Consider the following 24,196-nt stretch of genomic DNA (forward strand, 5'->3'; position numbering starts at 1 on the left):
GATAAAAGGAGAATGAACGGATTGAAAAATTTTTCAGAATTTGATTTAGATGCAAAAGTAATTAAAGCTATTACAGAAATGGGTTTCGAAGAATCGACCCCGATTCAGGAAAAAACGATTCCGCTTGCGATTGCAGGAAACGATCTGATCGGCCAGGCGCAAACCGGTACGGGTAAAACGGCCGCTTTCGGTATTCCTCTCGTAAGCAAAATCGAGCCAAGCGAAGAGAAGATCGTTGCACTTATCATGTGCCCGACCCGCGAACTTGCCATTCAAGTTGCGGAAGAAGTCAGCAAACTCGGACGCTTCAAAGGCATCCGCTCCCTGCCGATCTACGGCGGACAAGATATCGGCAAGCAAATCCGCGCGCTGAAGAAGAGACCTCAAATCATCATCGGTACGCCGGGACGTCTGCTTGACCACATCAACCGTAAAACGATCAAGCTCGAAGATGTTAAAACCGTCGTTCTCGACGAAGCGGACGAAATGCTCGACATGGGCTTCATGGATGACATTCAGTCCATCCTGAGCCTTGTACCTGCAGAGCGCCACACGATGCTCTTCTCGGCAACAATGCCTCCTAACATTCAGAAGCTGGCTCAACAGTTCCTGACGAATCCTCAGCATGTATCGGTTATTCCTAAGCACGTAAGCGCTCCGCTTATCGATCAGGCTTACATCGAAGTGCATGAGAAGCAGAAATTCGAAGCGCTCAGCCGTCTCATCGACATGGAGTCCCCGGAACTGGCGATCGTATTCGGACGTACGAAGCGCCGTGTCGACGAGTTGGCGGAAGCCCTGCAGAAGCGCGGTTATGCCGCTGAAGGCCTGCACGGTGACTTGTCCCAGAACCAGCGTGACAACGTTATGCGCAAATTCCGTGACGGCAGCATCGAAGTGCTTGTCGCTACGGACGTGGCGGCGCGCGGTCTCGACGTTTCCGGCGTAACTCACGTCGTTAACTTCGACCTTCCGCAGGACCCGGAAAGCTACGTTCACCGGATCGGCCGTACGGGCCGCGCGGGCAAAGAAGGAACGGCTTGGACGTTCGTAACGCCGCGTGAGATCGATCACCTGCACTTCATCGAGAAAGTAACCCGTCACCGCATTCCTAAGAAACCTATGCCGAGCCCGGCCGAGGCTATGGAAGGCAAGCAAAAGGTAACGGCTGAACGCATCATCAACCTACTTCAAGAAGAAAAGCACAACGAATTCAAAGGCGTAGCTATTCAGCTTCTTGAGGAATACGATTCCGTCAACCTGCTTGCAGCGGCTCTTCAGCTTCTTACCGGCGGTGAGAAGAAGGAAGTATCCGTAGAGCTGACTCCGGAAGATCCGATCCGTGCGAAGAAGCGCCGTGTTGACGTGCGCAGCTCCGGACGTAAAGTTAACTACGGCAGCGACCGCAGAGGCGACGGCCGTTCCGGCGGAGGCTACGGCTCCCGCTCCGGCCAAGGCGGATCGCGCTACGGTTCTTCTTCCTCTTCCCGCGGAAGAGACGGCGGACGCGATTACCGCGACCGTGACCGTGACAGCCGTTCCAGTGGCGGATACGGTTCCCGCAGCGGCGGTTCCGATTACAATCGTTCCGGCAGCTCCCGCCGCAGTGAAGATTCCAACGCTTAATTGATCCCCATATCAAAATGACGACCCCGACGGGTCGTCATTTTTTTTGGAGATTCGCGTTAAATTAATTCGGACGGATTTGTTCAGGAATGATTAGTAGAGGAAAGAACGAGTGATGATAACCAGCAGAATGAAGAGTACCAGAATCGCACCTGTGGAAGTAAAAGCGCCGCCAACACCAGACATGTAATCTCCTCCTCGTGAATGATTTGAAGCTGTATTACCTTAACAGAATATGCCTGCGGGGAAGAAAAGAAAGGGCGGCTACCTATGCTCTACAAAATAGGCTATAATAAGAATTAACATCTACAGAGGGGGACAAGGGTTTGGAATTTAGAGGACTAATGGGCGGCTTTTACCGGATTTCCGAATGGATCATGAGGCTGTCCGCCATTAATCTGCTGTGGATTCTTTGCAGCATTCCGTTTTTCTTTTTTGCGTTAGCCGGGCTTACTTCGGGCCAAGCGGATATTATGGTGCAATCGCTTGTTTTAATGGGTATATTGGCACCGTTTACACTGTTTCCTTCTACGGCTGCGATGTTCACGGTAGCCCGTAAGTGGGTGACCGGGGATGAAGATGTGCCTCTGTTCAAAACCTTCTTCCGCGGCTACAAAGAAAACTTTCTTCAGAGCATGATCGGAGGCATCGCCTTCGTGTTATTCGCCCTGATTCTGTTCGTGAGTTACCGGTTTTACGCGGGGCTCGACAGCGCGCTCTCCCTTCTGTCCTATATGTTCCTGGCCATGGGAATTTTGCTGATCGGCGCTTTTTTCAATTTCTTCTGCATCATGTCCCATCTTCATATGAAGATTGTGCAAATCATCAAGAACGCCATCCTGCTGACGATCGGCAATCCCGTGACAAGCGTGATGACGATTATCGGGAACGTGGCGATCGTGATCATCAGTTTCCGTTTCAGTTTCCTGCTCGTATTTTTCGCCGGCAGCGTCAGCGCGACTTTCTCGTTCTGGCAGTTCAACCGGAGCTTCGAGAAAATCAAACGCAAGCAGGAGGCGCTGGAAGAGGCTGAACGCGAGCGGCTGGAGGAAGAGAACGGGCAGGCGCCCGAGCTGGATACGGCGGCCGTCCGGGTTGACGATTCGACAAAGAAAGAGTCTGACAAACTATAGCCCCGGTCCCTTTTTCAACGGCGTTCTGAAGCGATAGACCTATTCTTACAAAAGACAGTCGATTCCAGTTGAATCCGGTTCGCGATTGTCTTATAATAGGGATACAAACAAAATCCTGCGATGTACGTTTCGGTTTCTTTTGTTTTAAACCAATGATTGTTTCTCGGGAGATCCATATTGAAGCGCGGCTGACATGCCCCCGAAAAGGGACTTCAAAAACGCTTCTGCGATCACCCACCTGCTAAAGCAGGTTTGAAACTATTAAACCGGACGGCATTTGCGGGTTTTTTTATGTCTTCATACATGCGAATCTTAAAAAAAGACACAGCTTCGTAAACGGGGCTGTTTTTATTTTGTCCGAAAAAGGGTAATTTAAAGAGAAGCTACAGGAGCGGACCCTTTTTGTATTGGAACCATTTTTATGCTATGGTGAAAAAGTGGAATGTGAATGTACATAGAGATCAAAAATTTTGCCGAAAGTGGTGGATCGTGTATGAAGCTGTTTCTTGATACGGCCAATGTAAACGAGATTAAAGAAGCGCACGAGCTGGGGGTTATTTCCGGAATCACGACGAATCCGTCTCTGATTGCCAAAGAGGGACGCGATTTCTTTGAGACCCTCAAGGAAATCGTAGACATCGTAGGCGATCTGCCGATCAGCGCCGAAGTTGTCGCCACGGATGTGGAAGGAATGGTCCAGCAGGGCGAGAAGCTTGCGAAAATCGGCAGCGGGATCGTGATTAAGGTTCCGATGACCGCGGACGGTCTTAAGGCGACGAAGCGTTTCAGCGACCAAGGCATTAAAACCAACGTGACCCTTGTTTTCAGTTCCACACAGGCGCTTCTGGCGGCACGCGCGGGAGCTACCTATGTATCTCCGTTCATCGGACGGCTCGATGACATTAACCAGGTAGGCATGCATCTGATTGAAGAAGTGAGCCAGATTATTACCGTACACGAGCTGCCGACACAAATTATTGCGGCAAGCGTGCGTCATTCTACGCATGTGATCGAGGCTGCCCTCTTAGGTTCTCATATCGCCACGGTGCCGTTCAAAGTAATCGAAGCCATGATGAAGCATCCGCTGACCGATGCCGGAGTGGAACGGTTTATGAAAGACTGGGAAAGCGCCAATCAGAAAACTTTTTAAAGAAATCAGGGGCGGATATTCAAGTGAAACATGACCCCGTATAAATTAGAAGCCTCTCTGCGGAGAGGCTTTTTATTCATAGAAATGCGGTAAGGATGGATGAAATTGGTTATTTAGCCGCTGTTCAATAAAATGCCCAGGGATTTATGCCCGGTTTTTGCCGTTCTCCTCTTTTGCTTCCCTGCAAAGAATGGTAAGATTGTTTTTAGTGTGGTTTGGCAAGCAGTCTGGATATGCTTCATGAAGGGGGAACGACTTTGAAACGAACGTTAGTCGGTTTGCTTCGCAGTTTCGAGACAACCGGTGAGAAAGCCAAAGATCCGGAATTAAAAACCCGTTACTACAAATTATCCAAAGACCAGGTGTGGGAAGAAACCGTCGGAATGATCAAAAAAACACCCGGATACAAACTTCTCCACGAAGTAAAGAATGTCGGAGAGATTGTGGTGGAAAAGCGTACGGCTCTCGGACGTACTCAGGATATTACGATTACTTTGTTTGAGGTTAATCCGACGACAACGGCTATTGATATTTATTCGGCTTCCCGCGGGAACATGGGGGACCTCGGTTCCAATTACCGGACCATCCTGGATATTTACAAACAGCTGGACAAAAAGCTGGCAGCTTACAAAATCAGCCGCTAACGCTTAAGCTTCTTGAGGCGGCTTCGCAGGCATAAAAAAACAGCAGAGGATTCGATGAGCGCATCGATTCCTGTGCTGTTTTCTTTTTATCCGGGAGAATTATACGAGCTTCTTAACCGCTTCGATTGCAGCCTCGTAGTTCGGGTGCTCGGTCATTTCGCCGAGGTACTCCACATACTGGATCTTGTCATTGGCATCAATGACGAAGATGGAACGCATGTCGAGCTGGAGTTCTTGAATCAGAACGCCGTAAGCTTGTCCGAAGGACTTCGCTTTGTAGTCGGACAGCAGGACGACCTGGTCGATGCCTGCCGCACCGCACCAGCGGGCTTGCGCGAAAGGAAGATCGACGCTGACCGTGAGAACGGCTACGTTATCGCCGAGCTTGGCGGCTTCTTCGTTAAAACGGCGGGTTTGAGCGTCGCATACGCCCGTATCGATGGAAGGTACCACGCTGATCAGCTTCACCTTGCCGGCATAATCCGAAAGGGAAACTTCGTTCAGGAGGTCTTTGTTCAGTTTGAAATCCGGTGCTGCATCGCCGGCTTTAAGCTCTGGACCGACGAGTGTGATCGGGTTGCCTTTGAATGTGGCTGCACCCTTGCGTTCTTGTGTCATATGTATTCCTCCTTATCGATTATACGAAAAGAACTGGAAATTCCAGCCCTCCCTATTATACCCTCGCGTTCAAGGGGTTGTCCAACCCTCTTGAGGCGAAAGCCCATGCGGGAGCGGTTCTCGGCAACTCCCAAATCGGCTATAATAGGTAGAGATGGAAGCACCTGCTATGGGGGAGGATCATGTGGAGTTACGACAACTGCAGTATTTCGTGAAAGTGGCCAGAAAACAGCATATGACGCAGGCGGCCGAAGAGCTTCGCGTGGCCCAGTCTGCCGTAAGCCGGCAAATCCGCCAGTTGGAGGAGGAGCTCGGTGTACGCTTGTTTGTCCAGAAAGGCCGCAATCTGCAGCTGACTCCGGCGGGAAGGCTGTTTCTGGGCCGGGCGGAGCATATTTTGACCGATTTGGAACGCGCGGTGGGGGAAGTCCGTGAATTTCTGGATCCCGAGGGCGGTGAGATTCGGGTCGGTTTTCCTCATAGCGTATCCGTTTCCATTCTTCCCGCGTTTATATCCCGCTTCAAGAAAGAACATCCCAACGTTAAATTCCGTTTAAAGCAGGGAACTTACACGAGTCTTATTCGTGACGTTACAGAAGGCGAAATCGATCTCGCGATCATATCGCCGTGTCCGGAGACGCACGAGCTTGTGAAGGGAGAAGTGATGCTTACGGAGGAGCTGCTGGCTGTGCTGCCGCCTAACCATGCGCTGGCCGGCTTCAAAAGCATCCGGCTGGAGCAGCTGAAGGAGGAGCCGTTTGTTATGTTCGGCGAGCAGTATTCGCTTCGTCCGATCGTGATGAACGCCTGCCTTAAGGCGGGGTTTGTGCCGAAGATCGAATTCGAGGGAGAGGAAACGGACACGATCCGCGGGCTCGTCGCGGCGGGGATGGGCGTCAGTCTTCTTCCCGAGCTGGCGCTGCGCTATTCGACGCATATCGAGCCGTGTGTGGTGAAAGTCGATCCGAAAGTAACGCGTACCGTTGGCGTTATCCGCCGGAGGGATGAGAAGCTTCCGCTCGTGACTGAGCTTTTCAGCCGGTTTCTGATGGAATTCCAGCCCGCGTCGGATCTCAGTCCGAACAGGTCCAAGGACGGGGTGAACGGGACTTAGCCCGTTAACGGCATCCGGTAAGGATGACGGTCGACTTCCCTTTAATAAAAGAAAAAAAGCTTTCGTCCTTGAAGACGAAAGCTTTTTGAGGTTTGCGGGCGTTCGGTGCGCCGGAATAATATTGCCGCATTAATCGTCGGAACGGCTGTTGAAAATCATGACATACTTAACAAGCTCAAGCAGCGAGATAAGGGCCGCAGCCACATAAGTCAAGGCGGCCGCGTTAAGCACTTTGGCTACGCCCTGCTCTTCTTCGTTAGTAATAAAACCGCCTGCGATCATAAGCTCACGTGCCCGGTTGCTGGCATTGAACTCGACCGGCAGAGTCACGAGCTGGAAAAGTACGGCGGCGGAGAAGAAGATGATACCCAGAAGAAGCAGAACATCAAACTGCTGAAAAATAAGGCCTGCGATAAGCAGAAGCGGAGCTACGCCGGAAGCGAAGTTGACGACCGGGAACATCTTGTGGCGCGCAACCAGCATAGGGTAATGCACCTGGTGCTGAATCGCGTGGCCGACTTCGTGACAAGCTACCGAAACGGCCGAGATGGTGCTTTCGTAATAGACAGGTTCGGAAAGACGCACCGTTCTGGAGATGGGATCGTAGTGGTCCGAAAGAGCTCCGGGAACCGGTTCGATCGGAACATCGTACAGCCCTTCCGCGTCGAGCATGCGGCGGGCCGCTTCGTATCCGGTCATACCGGATTGAACGGGTACTTGAGACCACCGGTTGAACGTGCCGCGTACCCGGAACGAAGCCCATATGGATAAGCCGAATGCAATGAAAATAAGAAAATCCATAGGATGAAAAAACATAGCTGCAGACCTCCATAGTCAAGATATCGCGGGGATCCGTTACGTAAAGGGACCTTTGCCGAGCAGATAGAGCAGTGCTTCGACGCATGCGGCGGTAGGCTGAGTAATCAGATTATAAATCTTCTTGAGCTGATTCGGTTTCAACTGCTGAATCATAGGATCGAGTTCCTTGATTTCTTTCTGCAGTTGGCCGAGCAGCACCTGATAAGATGTCAGCTTATCGGTCACATGTTCGTCGTGAGCCGCTTTGTCCAGCTTCAGCATCGTTGTACGGATTTCTTCCAACGTATATTTCTCTTTTTTCATCTCTTCAATACGTTTGAGCCGCAGCAAGGTTTCATCCGAATACAGGCGGTAATTGGTGTCCGATCTTTTCTCGGGATGAATCAGGCCCAGCTTGGTGTAATAATCGATCGTCCTGGGGCTGACTCCCGCCAACCGGGACAACTCTCCGATTCTATGAAGCTTCATATCCCCATGATTTGCCCCTCCTTTAAAATTTGTTGTTCGCACGTATTTACCTCAGCCTAATGATACCCGATCCTAAACCGTACAGTCAAACGTAATGCTTTTGACATTTTGATGAACATAAATATACTTTACATGTACATGACACATTATGATAAATATATTGAAAAATTTAGAAAAATAATAGATTTTCAACAAAAAATCATCCGAAAAGTGAACGAAACCTATTGTATTTATAAGAATCGTTCGCGTATAATGACAATAATCAATTATTGTGTTAATAAACCTGACATGAAAGGGCTGGTATCTATGATTAAAAAGACACTGATCGGGTTAGCGCTTCTCAGTATGGCTTTTCCGACTCTGGCATTTGCGGAAGGGCCGACGCCGGAACAATTACAGGCCGCGATCAACTCGGTTTGGGTGCTGGTCGCCGCTATGCTGGTCGTTTTTATGCAGGCCGGTTTCGCTTTGCTGGAAGCAGGCTCGACCCGGATGAAAAATGCCGGTCACGTGGCGGGTAAAACCATTCTCACTTTCGGAATCTGCGCGATCGCATTCTGGGCCTTCGGTTTCGGGCTTGCCTTTGGAGACGGGGCCGGATTGTTTAACAACAACTTGTTCGGTCTGTCCGGTTTCTTCATGGACGGGGTTAACGCCGATGCATTCGTTTCTTTGAGCGCTTCGGACGTTCCGATCACGATCAAGTTTTTGTTCCAGCTGGCCTTTGCGGGCGTTTCTCTCGCAATCGCGTGGGGAGGCTTCGCCGAACGCGCCAAGCTGCCGGTTTACTTTATTTTCGGCCTGCTTTTCACTGTCGTGATTTATCCGATCGTGGCCCACTGGGTTTGGGGCGGCGGCTGGCTGTCCAAGATCGGTATGCAGGACTTTGCAGGCTCCACGGTTGTGCATCTGCAGGGAGCCACTGCCGCACTGGTGGCAACCATCCTCCTGAAGCCGCGTATCGGAAAATTCAATAAAGACGGCTCACCCAATAAAATTCCGGGTCACAATCAGGTGCTTTCCGTGCTCGGCGTCATCATCATCTGGATCGGATGGTTCGGCTTTAATCCGGGCAGCACGCTCAGTGCAATGGGAGACGGGTTCTTCGGCTATATCGCCTTGACGACGAACCTCGCGGCGGCGGCGGGCGGCGTAGCCGCTATGGTGGTGTCCTGGATTTATTTCGGCAAATCGGATATTCCAAGCATGCTGAACGGCGTGCTCGCGGCACTTGTCGCGATTACGGCTTCCTGCGCGTTCGTTACGCCTCTGGCGTCGATCGCTATCGGAGCCATTGCGGGCGGAATCACTTTTTTTACGGCGCTCTGGTTCGAAAAGAAAGGCATCGATGATCCGGTCTACGCATTTTCCGTGCACGGGATCGCGGGGATTTGGGGCACGCTGTCCACGGGATTCTTCGCTACGCCGGAACTGGCCAAAACGGTCAACGTAGGCGGAGCGGGCTTGTTCTACGGGGGCGGTTTTCACCAGCTGTGGGTGCAATTTATCGGAGTTGCTGGCGCGCTGATTTTCGTTCTTGCCATTTCCTTCGTCGTTCTCGGACTCATTAAGGTGACAACGGGTCTGCGCGTTACGGAAGAAGAAGAAATCATGGGGCTGGATTTGGCTGAGCACGGCACTTACGGATATCCGGAGCAGATGAACCACGTTATCGAAGCGCACACACCGGTAAAACAGTCCGATGAGGGCGGCCGTTCGGTGCCGGTTTCGTGAGCGAGTCCGTCCCGGACCCGACTCATCTAAGGAGATAATGGTCATGGAACTGACAATTGGCTCGGCCTGGCAGATGCTCCGCACACGGATCAACCGTGCCGAAGGTTCGGATGAACTGGCTTTGATCCGTGCGGATATGCAGGATTTATTCAGCAAGGAAGCCGGAGAGGGAACGACGGTTTTAGTGTACAAAGAGCTGAATTTCACACACGATACCATGATCCGGAAGATGATTTTATTGGCGGAAAAACGCCTGGCGGCGGAAGGAGCGGGAGAACCCCCGCTCCCTTACGCGTTCCTGCTTATGGGAAGCGGCGGACGTGAGGAACAGACGCCGTGGAGCGACCAGGACAACGGACTGGTTTATGAAAATCCCCCGGAAGGCATGGAAGCTGCGGCGGACGGATATTTCAGCAAACTGGCACAACGAATCCGTCAAGGCTTGGAGCTGGCAGGATATCCTCCGTGTACGGGGAGGGTGCTTGCCGAGAACTCGATGTGGAGAAGAAGCGAGTCAGGCTGGGAAGATCAGCTCGGCGGCTGGTTTGCGGAGCCCGTTTGGGAAAATGTCCGTTATTTGCTGATCGCGGCCGACTTAAGATGTGTGTACGGCAGCGAAGCTCTGGCAAACCGGCTTAAACAGACTTTCCACGAGACCATATCCCGCAACCGCCGGCTGCTCCAGCCGCTGCTCGCCAACACGCTGCACCACAAAGTGCCGATGGGCCTGCTGGGGCGTCTGGTTACGGAGCGGTACGGACCTTACGCGGGAGGCGTGGATATCAAATACGGGCTTTATATCCCGCTCGTGAACGCGGTTCGTCTGCTGGCCCTGGAGAACGGAGTATCCCATTCCTCTACTCTCAAAAGAATAGCTGCGCTCATGGACAATGGGGCTCTTTCGGATGAGACCGGTACCGCTTGCCGCGAAGTGTTTCTGAGCTCATTGAAGATGAGGCTGAGTACGCCTTTTTACAGGAAAAACGGACATTTCGCGACTGCGGGCATACTGCCCGCCGAGAAGCTGACCCGCGAATGCAGAAGGGAGCTGAAAAACGGCCTTAAATTCGGGAGAGCGCTTCAGCGGAAGGTTATCCGGCAGGTGCGGGGTTCCGTCAAAGGCCGGGATGCTTCCGACGCCAAGCCGCGCGGGCATGCCGGACAATAGGACGGGAAAGGAGTAAAACGATGAAAGAGAGCGGACCCGGCGGCGGTATGTGGAGGCTTTACAAGATGGGCGGACTGACTCCGGCGATTACATCGGTGTTTAATCCGCGCAATGCCCAGCAGATGGCGTTTATCCGCCAGCTTCTGAAGGATCAGCGCAGACACTCGCTGCTGGACACACATCTGCACAATCTTAAAGTGGTTGTTTTTGATCTGGAAACAACGGGCTTCTCCTCGTCGGGGGACGAGATCATTTCGATCGGCGCCGTATCGATGGCCGGGAGCCTGCTCGAAGAGAAGACGTTTTACACCCTTGTGAATCCTAACCGGCCGATTCCCCCTCATATCGAAGAGTTGACCGGAATCCGGACGGAAGAGGCGGCCGAAGCGCCGGACTTGATTACGGCCCTGCGTGAATTTTTCGAGTTTGTCGGCGCACGGGTTTTGCTGGCGCATGGCTCCGCCCATGACAGAGCATTCTTGAATGCGGCGCTCTGGAAAACCTCCAAAGTCAGCCTCTCCCACCGGGTGCTGGATTCGATGATGGTGGCCAAATGGCTGATGCCCCGGCGCAAAGACTATACCCTCGATTCTCTGCTTGAGATTTATAAGCTTCCTGTGCTGAGAAGACATCACGCATTGGACGACTCTCTGATGACCGCCGAGCTGTGGAAGAAGCTTCTGGAAGACATCCGTGAAATGGGTGTGGATACGCTTGGCGATCTGTATGCCCTTCTCAGCAAAACTTAGGACTTAAAGAAAAGCGACCATAAAGGCTCGTGAACGAACAAAGCAAGCAGATTGCGGAAAGCCGCGAAATCTGCTTGCTTTTTTTGGTTTATGGCGCTTCTATATAAAGCGGGATTTTACGGAGCAAGCGCGAATCCCAGGCGCGCGCTGCGACGCTGCGCGGTGGTCGGCCGGGCCCCACGCGGAGTCTTGAGAGGCTTGTAGTCTTATCGGACTGGTCAAACGGAGTGGTTGCTTCAACCGGCTCTATCCGATCGGTCCTCCACTCCTTGACGGAGGGACTCACAATGCGGATCTGTCCCGTATCCACAGTTGTCACGGCCTTATTGGCGGAAACAGACGATTCGGACGGCCCGGGTGAAGCACCGCTGCCGCTCTCCAGCGGCTCCTCCCAAGCGTAAACTGCGGTTTGGGGGACGGAGCGCTCCAGGGAGACAATCCAGAAGGAGGGCAGCTCCGGCCACAGCCGAAAGGCCGAAACGTCCTCGTGAGACGGCAAAGCGGGCGTGCGGGGGTGGGAGTGGAACAGTCCCAGCAGTACGGGATCTTCCGAAGCCTCTGCCCGCCGGTCATTCCCGGTTGTTCCGCCGCCCAAATGAATCATAATATCGGATGGAGACATTCGGAAAGAGCGGGTGGGGTGCTCCGAAACATTCGCAACCCACGCAAAAGAGGAGACATATGCGGTCTGCTTGCGAATTTTTCCGTAGACGAACCCGCACGCTTCTTCGGCGGGAAATCCGCCGAAGCGCTCCAGCCATTCCGTATACAGGGACGGGCTTACTTTGATTTCAGTTAACCGATTCGCGTTCATCATGCGCTAATTATAGCGAAATCCCGTGCCGCACTCAACGGATCAGCTTATTTTCCCCTGCGGTTTAACAAGGAAAAACACGAGAAGCAGCGTCACACCCGCCAAAGAGGCGACGGTTATAAAAATGAGCCGGTCGGATTTATCCATCAGCCAGCCGAAAATGGGCGGACCGAAGGCCACGCCGATGAATCGGAGGCTGTTGTAAATGGACGTGATCATACCGCGTTCGCTTTTTTCCACGGATCCGGTGATCATCGTATTGAGACAGGGGAGAAGCAATCCGGTGCCGATAGCGCTCAAGGTAAGCAGTCCGATAAACAAATACAAGTTCTGAAAAGCGAAAATCGTGGATGCCAGGGAAAGCGTCATCGTTAACAGGCCGATGTTGATCAGCCAACGCATCAGGGTGCCGTTTTTCTTGATTAGAGCTCCGGTTGTGTAAGAGGTAATAACCATGCCCAGGAGAGGAATGGCCAGGACGAGCCCTTTTTTGACGCCATCAATGTTGTAGGGTGGCTCTTCCAGTATGTTGGACAGATAAAACAGGACGCCGAACAGGATAAAAAGCGCTAGCGAGCCCGCGAAAAAGGAAGTGATCAGCCAGCGTCCCTTATTTTTCAGAATGGTCCCGATTTTGTGAAGATAAGGTTTGAGCTTCGTCGGTTCCTTCTTGCTTTTAGGTTCGTGAATGAGGAACATCATAGCCAGCAGGGCCAGAACGCAAAAGACGGGAAAGGCGAAAAAAGGCATATACCAGACGATAAGGGCAAGCAGGGAACCGAGGATGGGACTGAGCACCTTGCCGAACCCGTTGGATGCTTCCGTCAGGCCAAGGGCCTTGCTCTCCGTACCGCCTTTATATAAATCCCCGACGAGCGCCATCGCGATGGGGGCCGTTCCGGCCGCGCCGATTCCTTGAATGGCTCTGGCTATAATCAGGATCGTATAGGATTTCCAGATCGCTCCGAACGCCGCTAAGACTCCGGCCGCCCCATAGATGATAAGCGACGGGATGATCACCGATTTCCTCGTAAACCGGTCGGACAAGTAGCCCGAGATAGGGATGATCAGTCCTGCGGTTATCGAAAACAGAGTGATGACCAGACTGCTCTGGAATTGGGTGATGCCCAGCTCGGTCTCCAGTTGGGGGAGAATAGGGACCAGCATAGAGTTGCCGAGTACCAGCACAAGCGGTACGGTCGCGATGGCCATAAATTCAAGAATCCGGCCTTTGCCGCCCCCTTCTTGTTTGCCGCCTTCAGCCGTCTGTTCGGCGGTAAACTGGTAATCGTCGTTCTGGTCACTCTCGAAAATGATGTCAAGCCCTCGGGATTTCGATTTTTCCATGTGGTTGACCTCTCTTCTGACTTGGTACGGATAGGGTTTCCCCGGGTCGGAAGATCATACTTTTTAAACCGTTCATAATGTTGGAATCGGATAAAGATGGAGATACTGACAGTGTATGTACCTGATTTTGAGCTTCCCGTGTGATAGAATAAAAAGCGAATGATGCGGAAATGAGGGCTGAAATTGAAACGGAATGCAGCGATTCTGGCCATCGTGTTTCTTCTGGCCGCGGCTATACTTGTCCAGATGGGCAAAAAAGACGAAAAACAAGCGGCTGCGCCTACCCAAACGGGCCCCCGGCCCGGCATGCTTGTGCCTTCTTTCAGCCTGCCGGACTTGGAAGGTAAGCTTTACAAGGTCGGAGGCGCGCGCGATAAGCCGCTAATTTTGAATTTCTGGGCGTCCTGGTGCGGTCCGTGCAAGATGGAAGTGCCGGATTTGATTGATCTTCAGACAAAATACGGGGACAAAGTGGACCTGGTGGCGATAAATGTAACGAGTCAGGATGACGAGCAAAAGGCGAGGGCGTTCGCCAAGGAGTACGGCATCAATTTTCCGGTGCTGCTCGACGAACCCGGTAAAGTTTCGGAATCGTTCAAGTTTCTGGCTATCCCGACGAGCTTCCTCGTAGACAGGAACGGAGTCGTCCGGGAAGTGGTAAACCTTCTTCCAAAGGCGGAATGGGAGAAGAAAATTAAAGCTCTGATCAAGGGGAGCTAGAAGGTAGGGGGATCTCTGGCGTCTAGTCCCGTCGCGATTTTCCGTAAAACAAAAAAGCCCCGTTTCGGGTCCGTGTCCAGGCCAAGCTGGCCTGCACGGAGGAAACGGGGCTTATCTTTTTGTAAAGTAAACTAATTAATGGTTCACAAGACCGACCGGTCTTGGATCGAGCGATTCTCTCGCGACGCAGGACTTGCCGATCAGAGCATACCGGAAGCTGTCGACGAGCGCGTGCCAGCTGGCTTCGATAATATTGGAGGAAACGCCGACGGTATTCCATTCGTTCTCGAAATTGCGGGATTCGATGAGAACGCGGACTTTGGAAGCGGTGGCTCCTTTGTCGTCAAGCACGCGTACCTTATAGTCGGACAGGTGCATCTTGTGAATGTCCGGGTAGAAAGGCAGCAGCGCTTTACGCAGCGCGTTATCGAGCGCGTTGACGGGACCGTCGCCTTCCGCGGCGGTGTACATGGACTCGCCGTGCACGTTCACCTTGACGAAAGCTTCGGAGCTTACCGGGCGCTCCGCCGACTTTTCCACGAAAATTTTGAACGATTCCAGCACGAACGGCTCCTGAAGCTCGCCGGAAGCTTCACGCATCATCAGTTCCAGCGAAGCATCCGCACCTTCGAACTGGTACCCCTCGTGTTCGAGGTCTTTGATGCGCGAAATGATTTCTTTCGCTTTGCCGTCCTGCTGCTCCAGATTGAGGCCGAGCTCGGCCGCCTTCGACACGAGATTGCTCTGTCCCGCGAGCTCCGAAACGAGAACGCGCTGTTTGTTGCCGACCTTCTCGGGAACGATATGCTCGTACGTGCTCGCGTGCTTGAGAATAGCGGACACGTGGATGCCGCCTTTGTGGGCGAAAGCCGCGCTGCCGACGTACGGCTGGTTCATCGGCATGTGCATGTTCGCGATCTCGCTGACGTAACGGGCGACGGGCCCCAGCGATTCCAGCTGCTCATCGGAAATGCAGGCGAAGCCGAGCTTAAGCTGCAGATTCGGAATGACGGAGCACAGATTCGCGTTGCCGCAGCGCTCGCCGTATCCGTTCATCGTGCCTTGGACCTGTCGGGCGCCGGCCCTTACGGCTGCCAGGGAGTTGGCGACCCCCAGCTCGCAGTCGTTGTGGGCGTGGATGCCTACGGGAGTCGTGATCTGTTTCTTGACCTCCGTGACGATCTCGAAAATCTCTTCCGGCATCGATCCGCCGTTCGTATCGCAAAGCACGATCCAGTCCGCGCCGGCTTCCTGCGCCTGACGGATCGTCTGGATCGCGTAGTCGGGATTGTTTTTGTAGCCGTCAAAAAAATGCTCGCCGTCGTAAATCACTTCAAGACCGCAGCTTTTCAGATAACGGACGGAATCGAAAATCATCGCCAGATTTTCTTCCAGCGTCGTCTGAATGGCGGTGTGAACGTGAAAATCCCACGATTTTCCGAAAATCGTCGCGACTTTAACGCCGGATGCCACCAGCGTCGTCAGATTGGGATCTTCTTCGGCTCTGGTGTTCTTGCGGCGGGTGCTGCCGAATGCCGTTACTTTCGCATGCTTAAGATTCAGTTCCTGAACACGGTTAAAAAATTCAATGTCTTTGCCGTTGCTTCCGGGCCAGCCGCCTTCTATATAATGAACGCCCAGCTCGTCGAGCTTCTGGGCAATTTTCAGTTTGTCCTCCACGGACAGGCTGATTCCTTCGCCCTGGGTTCCGTCACGAAGCGTAGTGTCAAAGATTTTGATTGAATCGGACATTTCGGTGCTCCCCCTCTAAACGTGTGGCTGTTCATTTTTTGAATGTTTTCTCGAATGTATAATGCACGATTATACCATAATTTCACCCATAAAGAATGAATTTTCGCAAATTTTGGACGATAGCCGTTCTTGATTCCGAAAGCGGACAGGAATAGACTAAGAATGAGAAGAAATAACGAGGACAAAGTGCGCCGCACGTGCTTTAGATACATAATTCGGGACTTTAAGCGTCCCGCGGGAAGGAGGAAACCGGGATGATGGTACAGGAAGGGTATCCCAAAAACGGACGAGTCATTTTACATATTGATATGAACGCGTTTTACTGTTCCGTACACGAAGTCGTGGAGCCCGAGTTGTACCGAGGCAAGCCGATCGCGGTGTCGGGCAGCGTCGAGCAGCGCAAAGGCATCATCGTAACCTCCTCCTATCCCGCCAGGGCGCGCGGCGTCAAAACGGGCATGCTTGTCCGGCAGGCGATGAGGCTTTGTCCGGAGCTGGTGCTCATCAAGCCGAACTTCGATTTGTACCGGCAGTTTTCCCGGGGCTTCCGCCGTATAGTCTATGATTATTCACCGATGGTCGAGACCATGTCCATTGATGAATGTTATGTGGACATAACGGGTTCCAAGCAGTTCGGAACCCCGCTTCAGATCGCGGAGGAGATTCAGACCCGGATACGCGAAGAGCTCGGACTGCCCTGTTCGGTCGGCGTGGCGCCCAACAAGCTTCTGGCCAAGATGGCTTCCGATATGAAAAAGCCGAACGGGTTGTTTGTCCTTCGTCTGCGGGACGTGCCGAAGGTTCTCTGGGACCGGCCGTGCGGAGAATTGTACGGCATCGGCAGAAAGACGGCCGAGAAGCTGCAAAAGCTGCAAATTCACACGATCGGCCAACTGGCGGCCGCCGACGAAGGGCTTCTACGCAAGTCGTTCGGCATAAGCGGACCCGCTCTCAAGCAGGCCGCCAACGGCATTTCGCGTTCGGAAGTAAACCCGGAGCGCGAGCCGAATAAATCGGTCGGACATACGACGACGCTTCCATACAATTATACCGACCGCAAGGAAGTGTTTCGTGTTTTCCTGAATCTGGCGGACCAGGTCGGGCGCCGGCTCAGGCATCAGAAACTGATGGCTTCGACTGTGCAGATCACGATCCGGGACCCCGATATGAAGACGATCACGCGGAATGTGACGCTGAACGTCCCGACCGATCACCACGAAGATCTGTACAAGGCCGCGTGCGAGCTGTTCGAGCGGCACTGGGAGCCGGAAAAGCCGATCCGCCTCCTCGGCATCACGGGCCAGAACCTGACTCCGAAGGAAGAGGCGGCCATTCAGCTCGATCTGTTCAGTTACGAGCAGCAGCCGAAGAAGGACAAACTGAGCGAAATCATGGACGCGCTCCGGGATAAATTCGGCGAAGATGCGGTGCTCACCGCGGGGATGATCGGAGACAATCCTTCGGCGCATATCCGCAACCGCAAACGGAGGGGAACTTCTTTGCAGAAAGACCCCGACGGAGATTCATTCCCGTTATAAAAGCCGGAAGCCGAATAACATCCGGCCCGGAATGAAATCTTAAAGGGGAAGAGCCGGACACCGCGCGGCGGCTGGCTTTTCACTTGTACTTTCCGTTGAACTTTCGAATACTTTATATTATAGTGGACAATGGAGGACTATTAGAGGAGGAATTCATATATGGCTAAGTATACATGGGTGGAAAAAGACACCTGCATTGCGTGCGGAGCTTGCGGCGCAACTGCTCCAGATATTTACGACTACGATGACGAGGGTATTGCGGAAGTGATTTACGAAAACGACGGTAACCACGGCGTAACCGAAATTCCGGAAGATCTGTACGACGATCTGCAGGATGCGCAAGACGGCTGCCCGACCGATTCGATCAAAGTGGCCGATACTCCTTTCAATATGTAAGATCTCTTTCTTTATACAAATAAAGCCTTGTTTCCCCATAGGAAACAGGGCTTTTTTGTCTGTTATTGTCGGAAAAGATCAAAAAGAGAGAAAAAAATAGAATAATAGACATTTTTAAAAGGAAATTCAACGGAAGGAGTTCTCCTGCCGATAAAAGGAAAAGAAGCACCGGTAATCCTTGAAGCAGGCGGTGAAAAAAGTGAGCACAGAAAAACCGGACGAGAAACTGGCCCGATTTTTGAGGCACAATCCCATTGAAGACCGGGTTTACCTGAAAGAATATGTCCGGGATCATCCGGACCAGCGGATGGCGTGGTACTTGCTCGGCAGGGAGTATGCGGCCCGGGGAGACCGGGGGAAAGCGGCTTACTGTTATGCGCAGTCCGGCGAAATCTATGAAGCGTTCGAAAAGCGGAAAATAACCGTCGACTGGTCGGCGCTCGATTCCTCCGTCCCCTGGCCGCAGGAGCTGAAGACGGCGGCCAAGCGGAGCCGCCGCAGAAAAGCGGCGCTGACGGCCGCCCTGCTGGCGCTGATCATGCTGCTGCCTTCCCCGGCGGGACCGGACGCGGGAGACGGGCGCCCCGGCGGAAGCGGCGCCGCATCGGCGGAACTCCCGGCTGCGGACGGGGAGCTTCGCGTCTACCTGGCGGCGGAGGGCTCCTCCGCCGCAGAAAAGTCCGCGAGCGGATCGCTCGGACAGATGCTGCTGCGCGACAGGCGGGCAGGCGGCGAAGCCGTCCTCTTGTCCGCGCAGGGCGCGGACGGGCCGGGAGGCGGCTGGATCGCCTGGCACCGGCCGCTGAAGCCGCTCCTGTCGGTCGCAAGCGGCGGGCCGGCAGAAGCGGCGGCGATCGCCTATTTCGACGCCGCCGCCTGCAACTGCCGCCCGGACGACCCCGGCCGCTTCGCGGAGCCTGCGGGAGCCTGGCGGCAGCGCCAGGAGCAGCTCCTCGTGCTGCGCTCGGCGATGGAGGCTTACCGCGCGGCGAGCGGGAAGCTGCCGGAGCGCCCGGAGGAGCTGCTGAGGCCGTATCCCGACAACGTGATGTCGGGACTTACGCCGTACATGCGGGAAGCGTTCCCGCTTGTACGGGAGGCGGCTGCCGCGGGCGGAGGAGCCGCGGGCGGGACAGCCGGGGCTGCCGGCACGGAAGCGGGCCCCGGCACGAAGCCGCCCGCCTCTTCCGCCGCCGCGGAGGCGGCGCTCAGCGAGCCGCTGGCCATCCTCGTGGACACGAAGCTGCACCGGCTGGCGCTCGTGAGCGGCCGGACCGTCGTGCGGAGCTACGAGGTCGGTCTCGGAGGCGCTCGGACGCCGCTCGGCGAATTCGCCGTCTCCGAGAAAGTCCGCAATCCGAAGGGGCGGACGAAAGGCGAGTTCGGCACGCGGGGGATGACGCTGTCCGATACGGACTATGCGATCCACGGGACCAGGCACCCGTCCTCGATCGGCAAGGACGAATCGCTGGGCTGCATCCGGATGAAACAGGAAGACGTGGAGGAGCTTTTCGATATGGCGCCGAAAGGGACGAAGGTCACCATCGGCAGCGGGCTGCTCCCCGCGGGGCTCGTTGGAGACGGTCCCGGAGGCGCGGGTGCAGCTAAAGGAAGCGGAACACCAGGGGCCGGATTCGGCCCGAAGGGAGCATTCAAGCTTCCTTCGGAGGTTCAGGAAACCAATCCGGGTAAAGTGTACCGCTGGCTGGATTAAATCCCGTCCGTTAAGGCGGATGCGAGAGCGCCTTCCCTGCCCAGTGCGGGGAAGGCGCTTTTTTGTCATTGGGAGGCAAATTCTGCGCGGCACGGGAAACGGGGGAGCGCCGCTTAAATACGCCTTTTTTAAAGCTGATTAAAGCGATCCGTTTTGTAGAAATAGGTTCTGCCGCAATTAACGCTCAAAATAACCAAACGTTTGTACGGAACGAGTGATAAAACGAACGATTTATGTGTTATAATATATTTCGTTCGTGTTTAATGCGGTTTAAAGGGAGTTATGCACCTTCGTCACAGGTTTCTGTACGGGTAAAAATCTTTGCATTCTCGCGTGGAACGCGATAAACTGACAGATGAGAGTACTGAGGAACGGAGTGTCAACTATATGGTATACAAGAAGATCGCCAAGCCGGTCCTGTTTCGCCTGGACGCGGAGAAGGCGCACCATTTGACGATTAACGGACTTAAAACGGCTGCCAAAATTCCTGGCATGTCATCCGTTATCGGCGCTGCCTGGGGGTTCGGGCATGCTCCGGAACTGCACAGCACGCTGTGGGGAATCGCGTTCCCTAATCCGGTAGGACTTGCCGCCGGACTGGATAAGAATGCCCAGGCGGTGGAGGGGTTCTCCAGAATGGGATTCGGATTTATGGAAGTGGGGACCGTTACCCCCAAGCCGCAGAGCGGCAACGACAAGCCGCGGCTTTTCAGGCTTCCGGAAGATGAAGCCCTGATTAACCGGATGGGCTTCAACAATATCGGCGCGGAGGCGATGGCGCAAAATATGAGCCGCCTCGGCAGCCGTCCGATTCCGGTGGCGGTCAACATCGGGAAGAACAAGACGACGCCCAACGAGCAGGCGGAGGAAGATTACCGCTCCTGCATCCGGACTTTGTACGGGCACGGCGACTTTTTCGTCGTTAATATCTCTTCACCGAATACGCCCGATCTGCGTAATTTGCAGCATGGCAATGATCTGCAGAGATTGCTTCATGCGGTTACGGGCGAGATGAAGATTCAACACGAGCGTAACGGCGGCGCGGCCAAGCCTGTTCTCGTCAAAATCGCGCCCGACCTGACCGACACCGAACTGGAAAATACGATTGCCGTCATCGGCGGCAGCGGGGTTTCCGGAATTATCGTTTCGAATACGACGCTTGGACGCGACGGTTTGAATCATCCCAATCGGGATCAGGCAGGGGGCCTGAGCGGACGTCCGCTGACAAACCGGTCGACCGAGCTTATTTCGCGCGTGTACCGGATGACGGAAGGACGCATCCCGATTATCGGTTCCGGCGGGATTTTCACCGCGCAGGATGCCTATGACAAAATCCGGGCGGGAGCGAGCCTCGTCGAGGTATATACGGCGCTTATATACGAAGGTCCGGGACTTTTGAAGAAATTGAATGAAGGTTTGTCGACCCTGCTTAAAAAAGACGGCTTTACCCATATTTCCGAGGCGATCGGGGCAGATCAACGTCGACTTTGACCGGAAGTGGAGGCAGTTCTTATGGATGGAAGAGATTGGAAGAAATTTCTGTTTCCTTATGAACAGACCGTAGAAGAACTCAAAATTAAATTCAAAACGCTCCGGGCGGAACTTAAAAACCGCGAGGAATATTCTCCGATCGAATTCGTGACCGGGCGGGTTAAAAAAATTTCCAGCATTTTGGATAAAGCCAAAAAGCTGAACGTGCCGATGGACGAACTCGAAACCGGCATCGAGGATATCGCGGGCATCCGCATCATGTGCCAGTTCGTGGAAGACATCGAAACGATGCGCGAGCTGATTCACCAGCGTAAAGATATGAAAGTGCTCTACGAGAAAGATTATATCGCCAACAAGAAGGAAAGCGGTTATCGCAGCTTTCATATTATTATCGAATATCCGGTTCAGACCTCTCTTGGGATGAAAAAGGTGCTTGGCGAAATTCAACTGCGTACTTTGGCGATGAATTTCTGGGCGACCATCGAGCATTCCCTGAATTATAAATACAAGGAAAGTATGCTCCCGGAGGAGGTCCGCACAAGACTAAGCCGGGCGGCCGAAGCCGCTTATCTGCTGGATCAGGAAATGTCCAACATCCGCGGCGAAATCGTCGAAGCGCAGAAGCTGTTCGAAGACAATTCGAATCTGGTTACCGTCATTCTGAACTGCATCCAGGTGCTGTACTTCTATCACCGGGTTCGGGAAGCGGTCCAATTCCAGATGCGGTTTAATGAAATTTTCGAAAAGGACGATACGCGGGCCATGCGCGAACTCCAGGATGAAATCCAGGAAGCCATCAAGCGGGCGAAAAAAGGGGAGCGCTGATTTGCGTCCCTACGATCCTTTGTACATCGCTTTTTTGCGCGAGTTTAATGTGAACCGGGATTACTACGAATGCCACGAAGTGATGGAAACCCTTTGGCTGGAGGAAGGCAGGAAGCCGTTTTACCAGGGGCTGCTCCAGATTGCCGTAGGGCTGTATCATCATCAGAACGCTAACGTGTCGGGAGCCGTTAAACTGATGGAATCGGGGATCGCGAAGCTGCAGGGGTACCCGGACATGCTCCTCGGAATAAATCTCGCCCTGCTGCTGCGGGATGCGGAGGCCTATCTCATCAAGCTCCGGAATAACCGGGAGAGACCGTTCGAACCGTATCCCCTGGATATTCGCATCGTGGGTGAGGAGCTTGCGGGGCGCGTCAGTCAGCTTCAAGCCGGACCGGAAACGGACAGGGAGGAATCGTGATGGTTCCCGGCTGGCATCATACGCAAATTACGATGATGATTTCCCGCTTCGGGCTGTTTTCATGCAGCGACCCGTTTCGGAAACGGGATACAGTTTATGAGGCGGCTCGGATTCTGAACGAAGCGGCGGAAAAGGAACCGGCAGGCACAAGGCCCGGCCGGTTTTTTTGCAAGCGGGGACAGAGACCCGGAACGGGCGGGAAAGCGGCGTTCTCCGGCAGGTGTTACGCGTGCTCGCTGCGTGTTACGTGGTACTCAGTACCCGGTATGCGGTGCGCGGAGTGATACGTTACATACGAAAAGGAGTGGGGGAGTATGGCGGATTATCAAAACAGGCCCTTGTCGCCAGACGATCTGGATGTGATAAGCGGGCTGCCCCGGCATGCGGGAGAGCTGTTTTACATGTATCCGAAGGGTGTGTATCCGTTAACGCCGGAGCAGATTCGCGAAACGCTGAAAACCCGGTTTTGCCCGACTGTTATAACAGCCGAAGGCGGGGAAATCGCGGCATACGCCAATTTGTACGACTGTGTCCGGGGGGCGGAATGCTGGCTCGGAAACGTGATTGTGGCGCCGGGCTACCGGGGTAAAGGAGCGTCCTCCTATCTGATTCGGACGATGATGGACAAAGCGAAACGGGAGTTCCATGCCCCGTATCTTAACCTCATCTGCCACAATACGAACACACCCGCGCTTCTCTTGTATACGAAGCTCGGTTTCCGCCTTTATGACGTGTCGGAGAAAACGGGACCGGACGGGGAGCGATTGGCGGGCATACATATGCGCGTCTCTCTTTAAGGCGGGGTCCGGGACGAGGAGCCGGTACTTCGCATCCGGCCGGAAGCCGACAACCCGGAACAAGGAAGACGAAGAAAAGGCCGTGAATGTCACGGCCTTTTTGTTTTGCCTGCGGACTTTGTCGAGTCAGTAGAGTCTGCAGAGTCTGCGGAGTCTGTGAAATCTGCGGAATCTGCGGAATTAAGCCTCCGATTTTTTTGCCGGCTGTCCGGACATCTTCCGGGGAGAAGCGGGGAGGCATACGCCGACCACTCCGGCTATCATCAGAGCGGCTCCGATCAAGTGGAAATACGCCAGTTTCTCATGAAGAATGAGCACACCGGCCGCCATGGTTACGATCGTGGCCAACTGGCTGAAAATGCTTATTTTGAAAGCCTCCATTTTGGAGAGGGAGTAATTGGACAGAAATGAACTCGCCAGCGAGGACAGCACGCCCAGAAAAACGACCGAGACGGTGAACGTGAGATCGCCGAAAGGCTCGAAATAGTGCGGAAGCGTGCCTTGGGCGGTGCTGCGGATGACCGCAAATCCGTTAAACGCGATGAAGCCGAAAAGCAGCGATACGAACGTCAGGTCGAGCGGCGAATAGCTGCGGCTTAATTTTCTCGCGAGCACGCTGTATCCGGCGGAAGAAAGAGCGGACAGCAGGATCAGGAACAGCCCGGCCCCGTTCAGTGTGCGAAAGTCCAGCCCCTTCATGGCGAAAATATAAACACCGCCTGCCACCGAGAGGGCGATGAACAGCTTCTGCCGGGTGGTTGTTCGTTCCTTCAGCATAACCGAAGCGAGCATCATGGTGAACACGGGAGCTGCGGCTTGAATGATTCCGGCTTCGGCAGCGGACGTCTGTACCAGGCCGAAGGTTTGAAAAGCAAAAAACAGAACGGGATACAGCACGGCCATCGGGAGGATGGCTAAATAATCCCGCTTCCGGATGTTCAGCCGCTTTCCGCTGATCGCAAGGAACACAAGCAGGGCGGCCAGGGAAACCGTAAACCGGTGAGCCAGCAGGTCGAACGGCCCCGTGGAAACGAGGGCGGTTTTTACGAATATAAAGGATAACCCGATGATCAGGGCGTAAAGTACGGCGGACAGATAAGCTTTGGCGAGCGGTGCTGTTTTCATGGCGATCTATTCCTTAGAGCTTGCATGCAGAGC

24 protein-coding genes and 1 other RNA gene are annotated in these 24,196 nt (G+C 53.9%); 17 read left to right on the forward strand and 8 right to left on the reverse strand.

Going from position 1 to position 24,196, the window contains the following annotated elements:
* Positions 1-21 precede the first annotated feature (21 nt).
* Positions 22-1,626, forward strand: a complete 1,605-nt coding sequence (locus C4S74_RS22700) for a DEAD/DEAH box helicase (protein WP_103997616.1) — start codon at positions 22-24, stop codon at positions 1,624-1,626.
* 93 nt (positions 1,627-1,719) lie between these two features.
* On the opposite strand, the gene C4S74_RS22705 is transcribed toward C4S74_RS22700, so the two are convergent.
* Positions 1,720-1,812, reverse strand: a complete 93-nt coding sequence (locus tag C4S74_RS22705; RefSeq protein WP_103997617.1) for a sporulation protein YjcZ — start codon at positions 1,810-1,812, stop codon at positions 1,720-1,722.
* A gap of 140 nt (positions 1,813-1,952) precedes the next feature.
* On the opposite strand from C4S74_RS22705, the gene C4S74_RS22710 reads away from it, so the two are divergent.
* The 4 genes from C4S74_RS22710 (at position 1,953) to C4S74_RS22725 (ending at position 4,553) form a co-directional block, all read left to right on the forward strand.
* Complete coding sequence (locus tag C4S74_RS22710) at positions 1,953-2,759, forward strand: YesL family protein (RefSeq protein ID WP_103997618.1); 807 nt, start codon at positions 1,953-1,955, stop codon at positions 2,757-2,759.
* Between the two features lie 109 nt (positions 2,760-2,868).
* A non-coding RNA gene (ssrS, locus tag C4S74_RS22715) (6S RNA) lies at positions 2,869-3,049 on the forward strand.
* Between the two features lie 203 nt (positions 3,050-3,252).
* Positions 3,253-3,909, forward strand: a complete 657-nt coding sequence (gene fsa, locus C4S74_RS22720; RefSeq protein WP_103997619.1) for a fructose-6-phosphate aldolase — start codon at positions 3,253-3,255, stop codon at positions 3,907-3,909.
* Between the two features lie 233 nt (positions 3,910-4,142).
* The gene (locus C4S74_RS22725) at positions 4,143-4,553 is read left to right on the forward strand and encodes a DUF1499 domain-containing protein (protein WP_103997620.1); all 411 of its coding nucleotides are present in this window, start codon (positions 4,143-4,145) and stop codon (positions 4,551-4,553) included.
* 99 nt (positions 4,554-4,652) lie between these two features.
* On the opposite strand, the gene tpx is transcribed toward C4S74_RS22725, so the two are convergent.
* Entirely contained in the window at positions 4,653-5,171 is a 519-nt protein-coding gene (tpx, locus tag C4S74_RS22730; protein WP_103997621.1) for a thiol peroxidase, read from the reverse strand.
* 184 nt (positions 5,172-5,355) lie between these two features.
* Here tpx and C4S74_RS22735 point away from each other — a divergent pair, with 184 nt between their 5' ends.
* Positions 5,356-6,285 carry a LysR family transcriptional regulator gene (locus C4S74_RS22735; protein WP_103997683.1) on the forward strand — a complete coding sequence of 310 codons (930 nt, stop codon included), beginning with the start codon at positions 5,356-5,358 and terminating at the stop codon, positions 6,283-6,285.
* Positions 6,286-6,414: 129 nt separating this feature from the next.
* On the opposite strand, the gene C4S74_RS22740 is transcribed toward C4S74_RS22735, so the two are convergent.
* Together C4S74_RS22740 and C4S74_RS22745 are read right to left on the reverse strand one after the other, a co-directional pair.
* On the reverse strand, positions 6,415-7,101 hold the full coding sequence (locus C4S74_RS22740; protein WP_103997622.1) for a zinc metallopeptidase: 687 nt from the start codon (positions 7,099-7,101) through the stop codon (positions 6,415-6,417).
* 39 nt (positions 7,102-7,140) lie between these two features.
* Positions 7,141-7,572, reverse strand: coding sequence for a MerR family transcriptional regulator (locus tag C4S74_RS22745; protein ID WP_009674805.1), 432 nt, complete (start codon positions 7,570-7,572; stop codon positions 7,141-7,143).
* A 306-nt stretch (positions 7,573-7,878) separates the two neighbouring features.
* Here C4S74_RS22745 and C4S74_RS22750 point away from each other — a divergent pair, with 306 nt between their 5' ends.
* The 3 genes from C4S74_RS22750 to C4S74_RS22760 are packed head-to-tail and all read left to right on the forward strand — an operon-like array spanning position 7,879 to position 11,223.
* Complete coding sequence (locus C4S74_RS22750; protein ID WP_103997623.1) at positions 7,879-9,306, forward strand: ammonium transporter; 1,428 nt, start codon at positions 7,879-7,881, stop codon at positions 9,304-9,306.
* 43 nt (positions 9,307-9,349) lie between these two features.
* Entirely contained in the window at positions 9,350-10,474 is a 1,125-nt protein-coding gene (locus C4S74_RS22755) for a DUF294 nucleotidyltransferase-like domain-containing protein (RefSeq protein WP_103997624.1), read from the forward strand.
* A 20-nt stretch (positions 10,475-10,494) separates the two neighbouring features.
* Positions 10,495-11,223, forward strand: coding sequence for an exonuclease domain-containing protein (locus tag C4S74_RS22760; RefSeq protein WP_103997625.1), 729 nt, complete (start codon positions 10,495-10,497; stop codon positions 11,221-11,223).
* Between the two features lie 88 nt (positions 11,224-11,311).
* Here C4S74_RS22760 and C4S74_RS22765 read toward each other — a convergent pair whose 3' ends face one another.
* Both C4S74_RS22765 and C4S74_RS22770 read right to left on the reverse strand, forming a co-directional pair.
* Positions 11,312-12,037 (reverse strand): Mov34/MPN/PAD-1 family protein, encoded by a 726-nt coding sequence (locus C4S74_RS22765; RefSeq protein WP_258042580.1) that lies wholly within the window; start codon positions 12,035-12,037, stop codon positions 11,312-11,314.
* 42 nt (positions 12,038-12,079) lie between these two features.
* A complete protein-coding gene (locus C4S74_RS22770) occupies positions 12,080-13,384 on the reverse strand; it encodes an MFS transporter (protein WP_103997627.1) in 1,305 nt (434 codons plus the stop codon).
* 183 nt (positions 13,385-13,567) lie between these two features.
* On the opposite strand from C4S74_RS22770, the gene C4S74_RS22775 reads away from it, so the two are divergent.
* Positions 13,568-14,104, forward strand: coding sequence for a TlpA disulfide reductase family protein (locus C4S74_RS22775; protein WP_103997628.1), 537 nt, complete (start codon positions 13,568-13,570; stop codon positions 14,102-14,104).
* A 135-nt stretch (positions 14,105-14,239) separates the two neighbouring features.
* Here C4S74_RS22775 and cimA read toward each other — a convergent pair whose 3' ends face one another.
* Positions 14,240-15,856: a citramalate synthase gene (gene cimA / locus C4S74_RS22780; protein ID WP_103997629.1), complete on the reverse strand. Its 1,617-nt coding sequence runs from the start codon at positions 15,854-15,856 to the stop codon at positions 14,240-14,242.
* Between the two features lie 257 nt (positions 15,857-16,113).
* Here cimA and C4S74_RS22785 point away from each other — a divergent pair, with 257 nt between their 5' ends.
* The 7 genes from C4S74_RS22785 to C4S74_RS22820 all read left to right on the forward strand — a co-directional run bounded on the left by C4S74_RS22785 (position 16,114) and on the right by C4S74_RS22820 (position 23,038).
* Positions 16,114-17,394, forward strand: a complete 1,281-nt coding sequence (locus C4S74_RS22785; protein WP_103997684.1) for a DNA polymerase IV — start codon at positions 16,114-16,116, stop codon at positions 17,392-17,394.
* A gap of 159 nt (positions 17,395-17,553) precedes the next feature.
* Positions 17,554-17,790: a ferredoxin gene (locus tag C4S74_RS22790; RefSeq protein ID WP_009674781.1), complete on the forward strand. Its 237-nt coding sequence runs from the start codon at positions 17,554-17,556 to the stop codon at positions 17,788-17,790.
* Positions 17,791-17,989: 199 nt separating this feature from the next.
* Positions 17,990-19,504 carry a L,D-transpeptidase gene (locus C4S74_RS22795; protein ID WP_181024514.1) on the forward strand — a complete coding sequence of 505 codons (1,515 nt, stop codon included), beginning with the start codon at positions 17,990-17,992 and terminating at the stop codon, positions 19,502-19,504.
* Positions 19,505-19,891: 387 nt separating this feature from the next.
* Positions 19,892-20,995, forward strand: coding sequence for a quinone-dependent dihydroorotate dehydrogenase (locus tag C4S74_RS22800; RefSeq protein ID WP_103997631.1), 1,104 nt, complete (start codon positions 19,892-19,894; stop codon positions 20,993-20,995).
* 21 nt (positions 20,996-21,016) lie between these two features.
* A complete protein-coding gene (locus C4S74_RS22805) occupies positions 21,017-21,820 on the forward strand; it encodes a GTP pyrophosphokinase family protein (protein WP_103997632.1) in 804 nt (267 codons plus the stop codon).
* A gap of 1 nt (position 21,821) precedes the next feature.
* Positions 21,822-22,241: a DUF309 domain-containing protein gene (locus tag C4S74_RS22810; protein WP_103997633.1), complete on the forward strand. Its 420-nt coding sequence runs from the start codon at positions 21,822-21,824 to the stop codon at positions 22,239-22,241.
* Positions 22,242-22,555: 314 nt separating this feature from the next.
* Positions 22,556-23,038, forward strand: coding sequence for a GNAT family N-acetyltransferase (locus C4S74_RS22820; RefSeq protein ID WP_103997635.1), 483 nt, complete (start codon positions 22,556-22,558; stop codon positions 23,036-23,038).
* Between the two features lie 180 nt (positions 23,039-23,218).
* Here C4S74_RS22820 and C4S74_RS22825 read toward each other — a convergent pair whose 3' ends face one another.
* Positions 23,219-24,163: a DMT family transporter gene (locus tag C4S74_RS22825; protein ID WP_103997636.1), complete on the reverse strand. Its 945-nt coding sequence runs from the start codon at positions 24,161-24,163 to the stop codon at positions 23,219-23,221.
* Between the last annotated feature and the right edge of the window lie 33 nt (positions 24,164-24,196).

The organism is Paenibacillus sp. UNC499MF (assembly GCF_900107975.1).
GTDB lineage: Bacteria > Bacillota > Bacilli > Paenibacillales > NBRC-103111 > Paenibacillus_F.

Coding starts and splice junctions, on each gene's coding strand:
- C4S74_RS22785 (WP_103997684.1), top strand. CDS start 16,114: ATGGTACAGGAAGGGTATCCCAAAAACGGACGAGTCATTTTACATATT.
- C4S74_RS22740 (WP_103997622.1), bottom strand. CDS start 7,101: ATGTTTTTTCATCCTATGGATTTTCTTATTTTCATTGCATTCGGCTTA.
- fsa (WP_103997619.1), top strand. CDS start 3,253: ATGAAGCTGTTTCTTGATACGGCCAATGTAAACGAGATTAAAGAAGCG.
- C4S74_RS22725 (WP_103997620.1), top strand. CDS start 4,143: ATGCTTCATGAAGGGGGAACGACTTTGAAACGAACGTTAGTCGGTTTG.
- C4S74_RS22770 (WP_103997627.1), bottom strand. CDS start 13,384: ATGGAAAAATCGAAATCCCGAGGGCTTGACATCATTTTCGAGAGTGAC.
- C4S74_RS22750 (WP_103997623.1), top strand. CDS start 7,879: ATGATTAAAAAGACACTGATCGGGTTAGCGCTTCTCAGTATGGCTTTT.
- C4S74_RS22820 (WP_103997635.1), top strand. CDS start 22,556: ATGGCGGATTATCAAAACAGGCCCTTGTCGCCAGACGATCTGGATGTG.
- C4S74_RS22805 (WP_103997632.1), top strand. CDS start 21,017: ATGGATGGAAGAGATTGGAAGAAATTTCTGTTTCCTTATGAACAGACC.
- C4S74_RS22800 (WP_103997631.1), top strand. CDS start 19,892: ATGGTATACAAGAAGATCGCCAAGCCGGTCCTGTTTCGCCTGGACGCG.
- tpx (WP_103997621.1), bottom strand. CDS start 5,171: ATGACACAAGAACGCAAGGGTGCAGCCACATTCAAAGGCAACCCGATC.
- C4S74_RS22765 (WP_258042580.1), bottom strand. CDS start 12,037: ATGAACGCGAATCGGTTAACTGAAATCAAAGTAAGCCCGTCCCTGTAT.
- C4S74_RS22705 (WP_103997617.1), bottom strand. CDS start 1,812: ATGTCTGGTGTTGGCGGCGCTTTTACTTCCACAGGTGCGATTCTGGTA.
- C4S74_RS22760 (WP_103997625.1), top strand. CDS start 10,495: ATGAAAGAGAGCGGACCCGGCGGCGGTATGTGGAGGCTTTACAAGATG.
- C4S74_RS22790 (WP_009674781.1), top strand. CDS start 17,554: ATGGCTAAGTATACATGGGTGGAAAAAGACACCTGCATTGCGTGCGGA.
- cimA (WP_103997629.1), bottom strand. CDS start 15,856: ATGTCCGATTCAATCAAAATCTTTGACACTACGCTTCGTGACGGAACC.
- C4S74_RS22755 (WP_103997624.1), top strand. CDS start 9,350: ATGGAACTGACAATTGGCTCGGCCTGGCAGATGCTCCGCACACGGATC.
- C4S74_RS22825 (WP_103997636.1), bottom strand. CDS start 24,163: ATGAAAACAGCACCGCTCGCCAAAGCTTATCTGTCCGCCGTACTTTAC.
- C4S74_RS22745 (WP_009674805.1), bottom strand. CDS start 7,572: ATGAAGCTTCATAGAATCGGAGAGTTGTCCCGGTTGGCGGGAGTCAGC.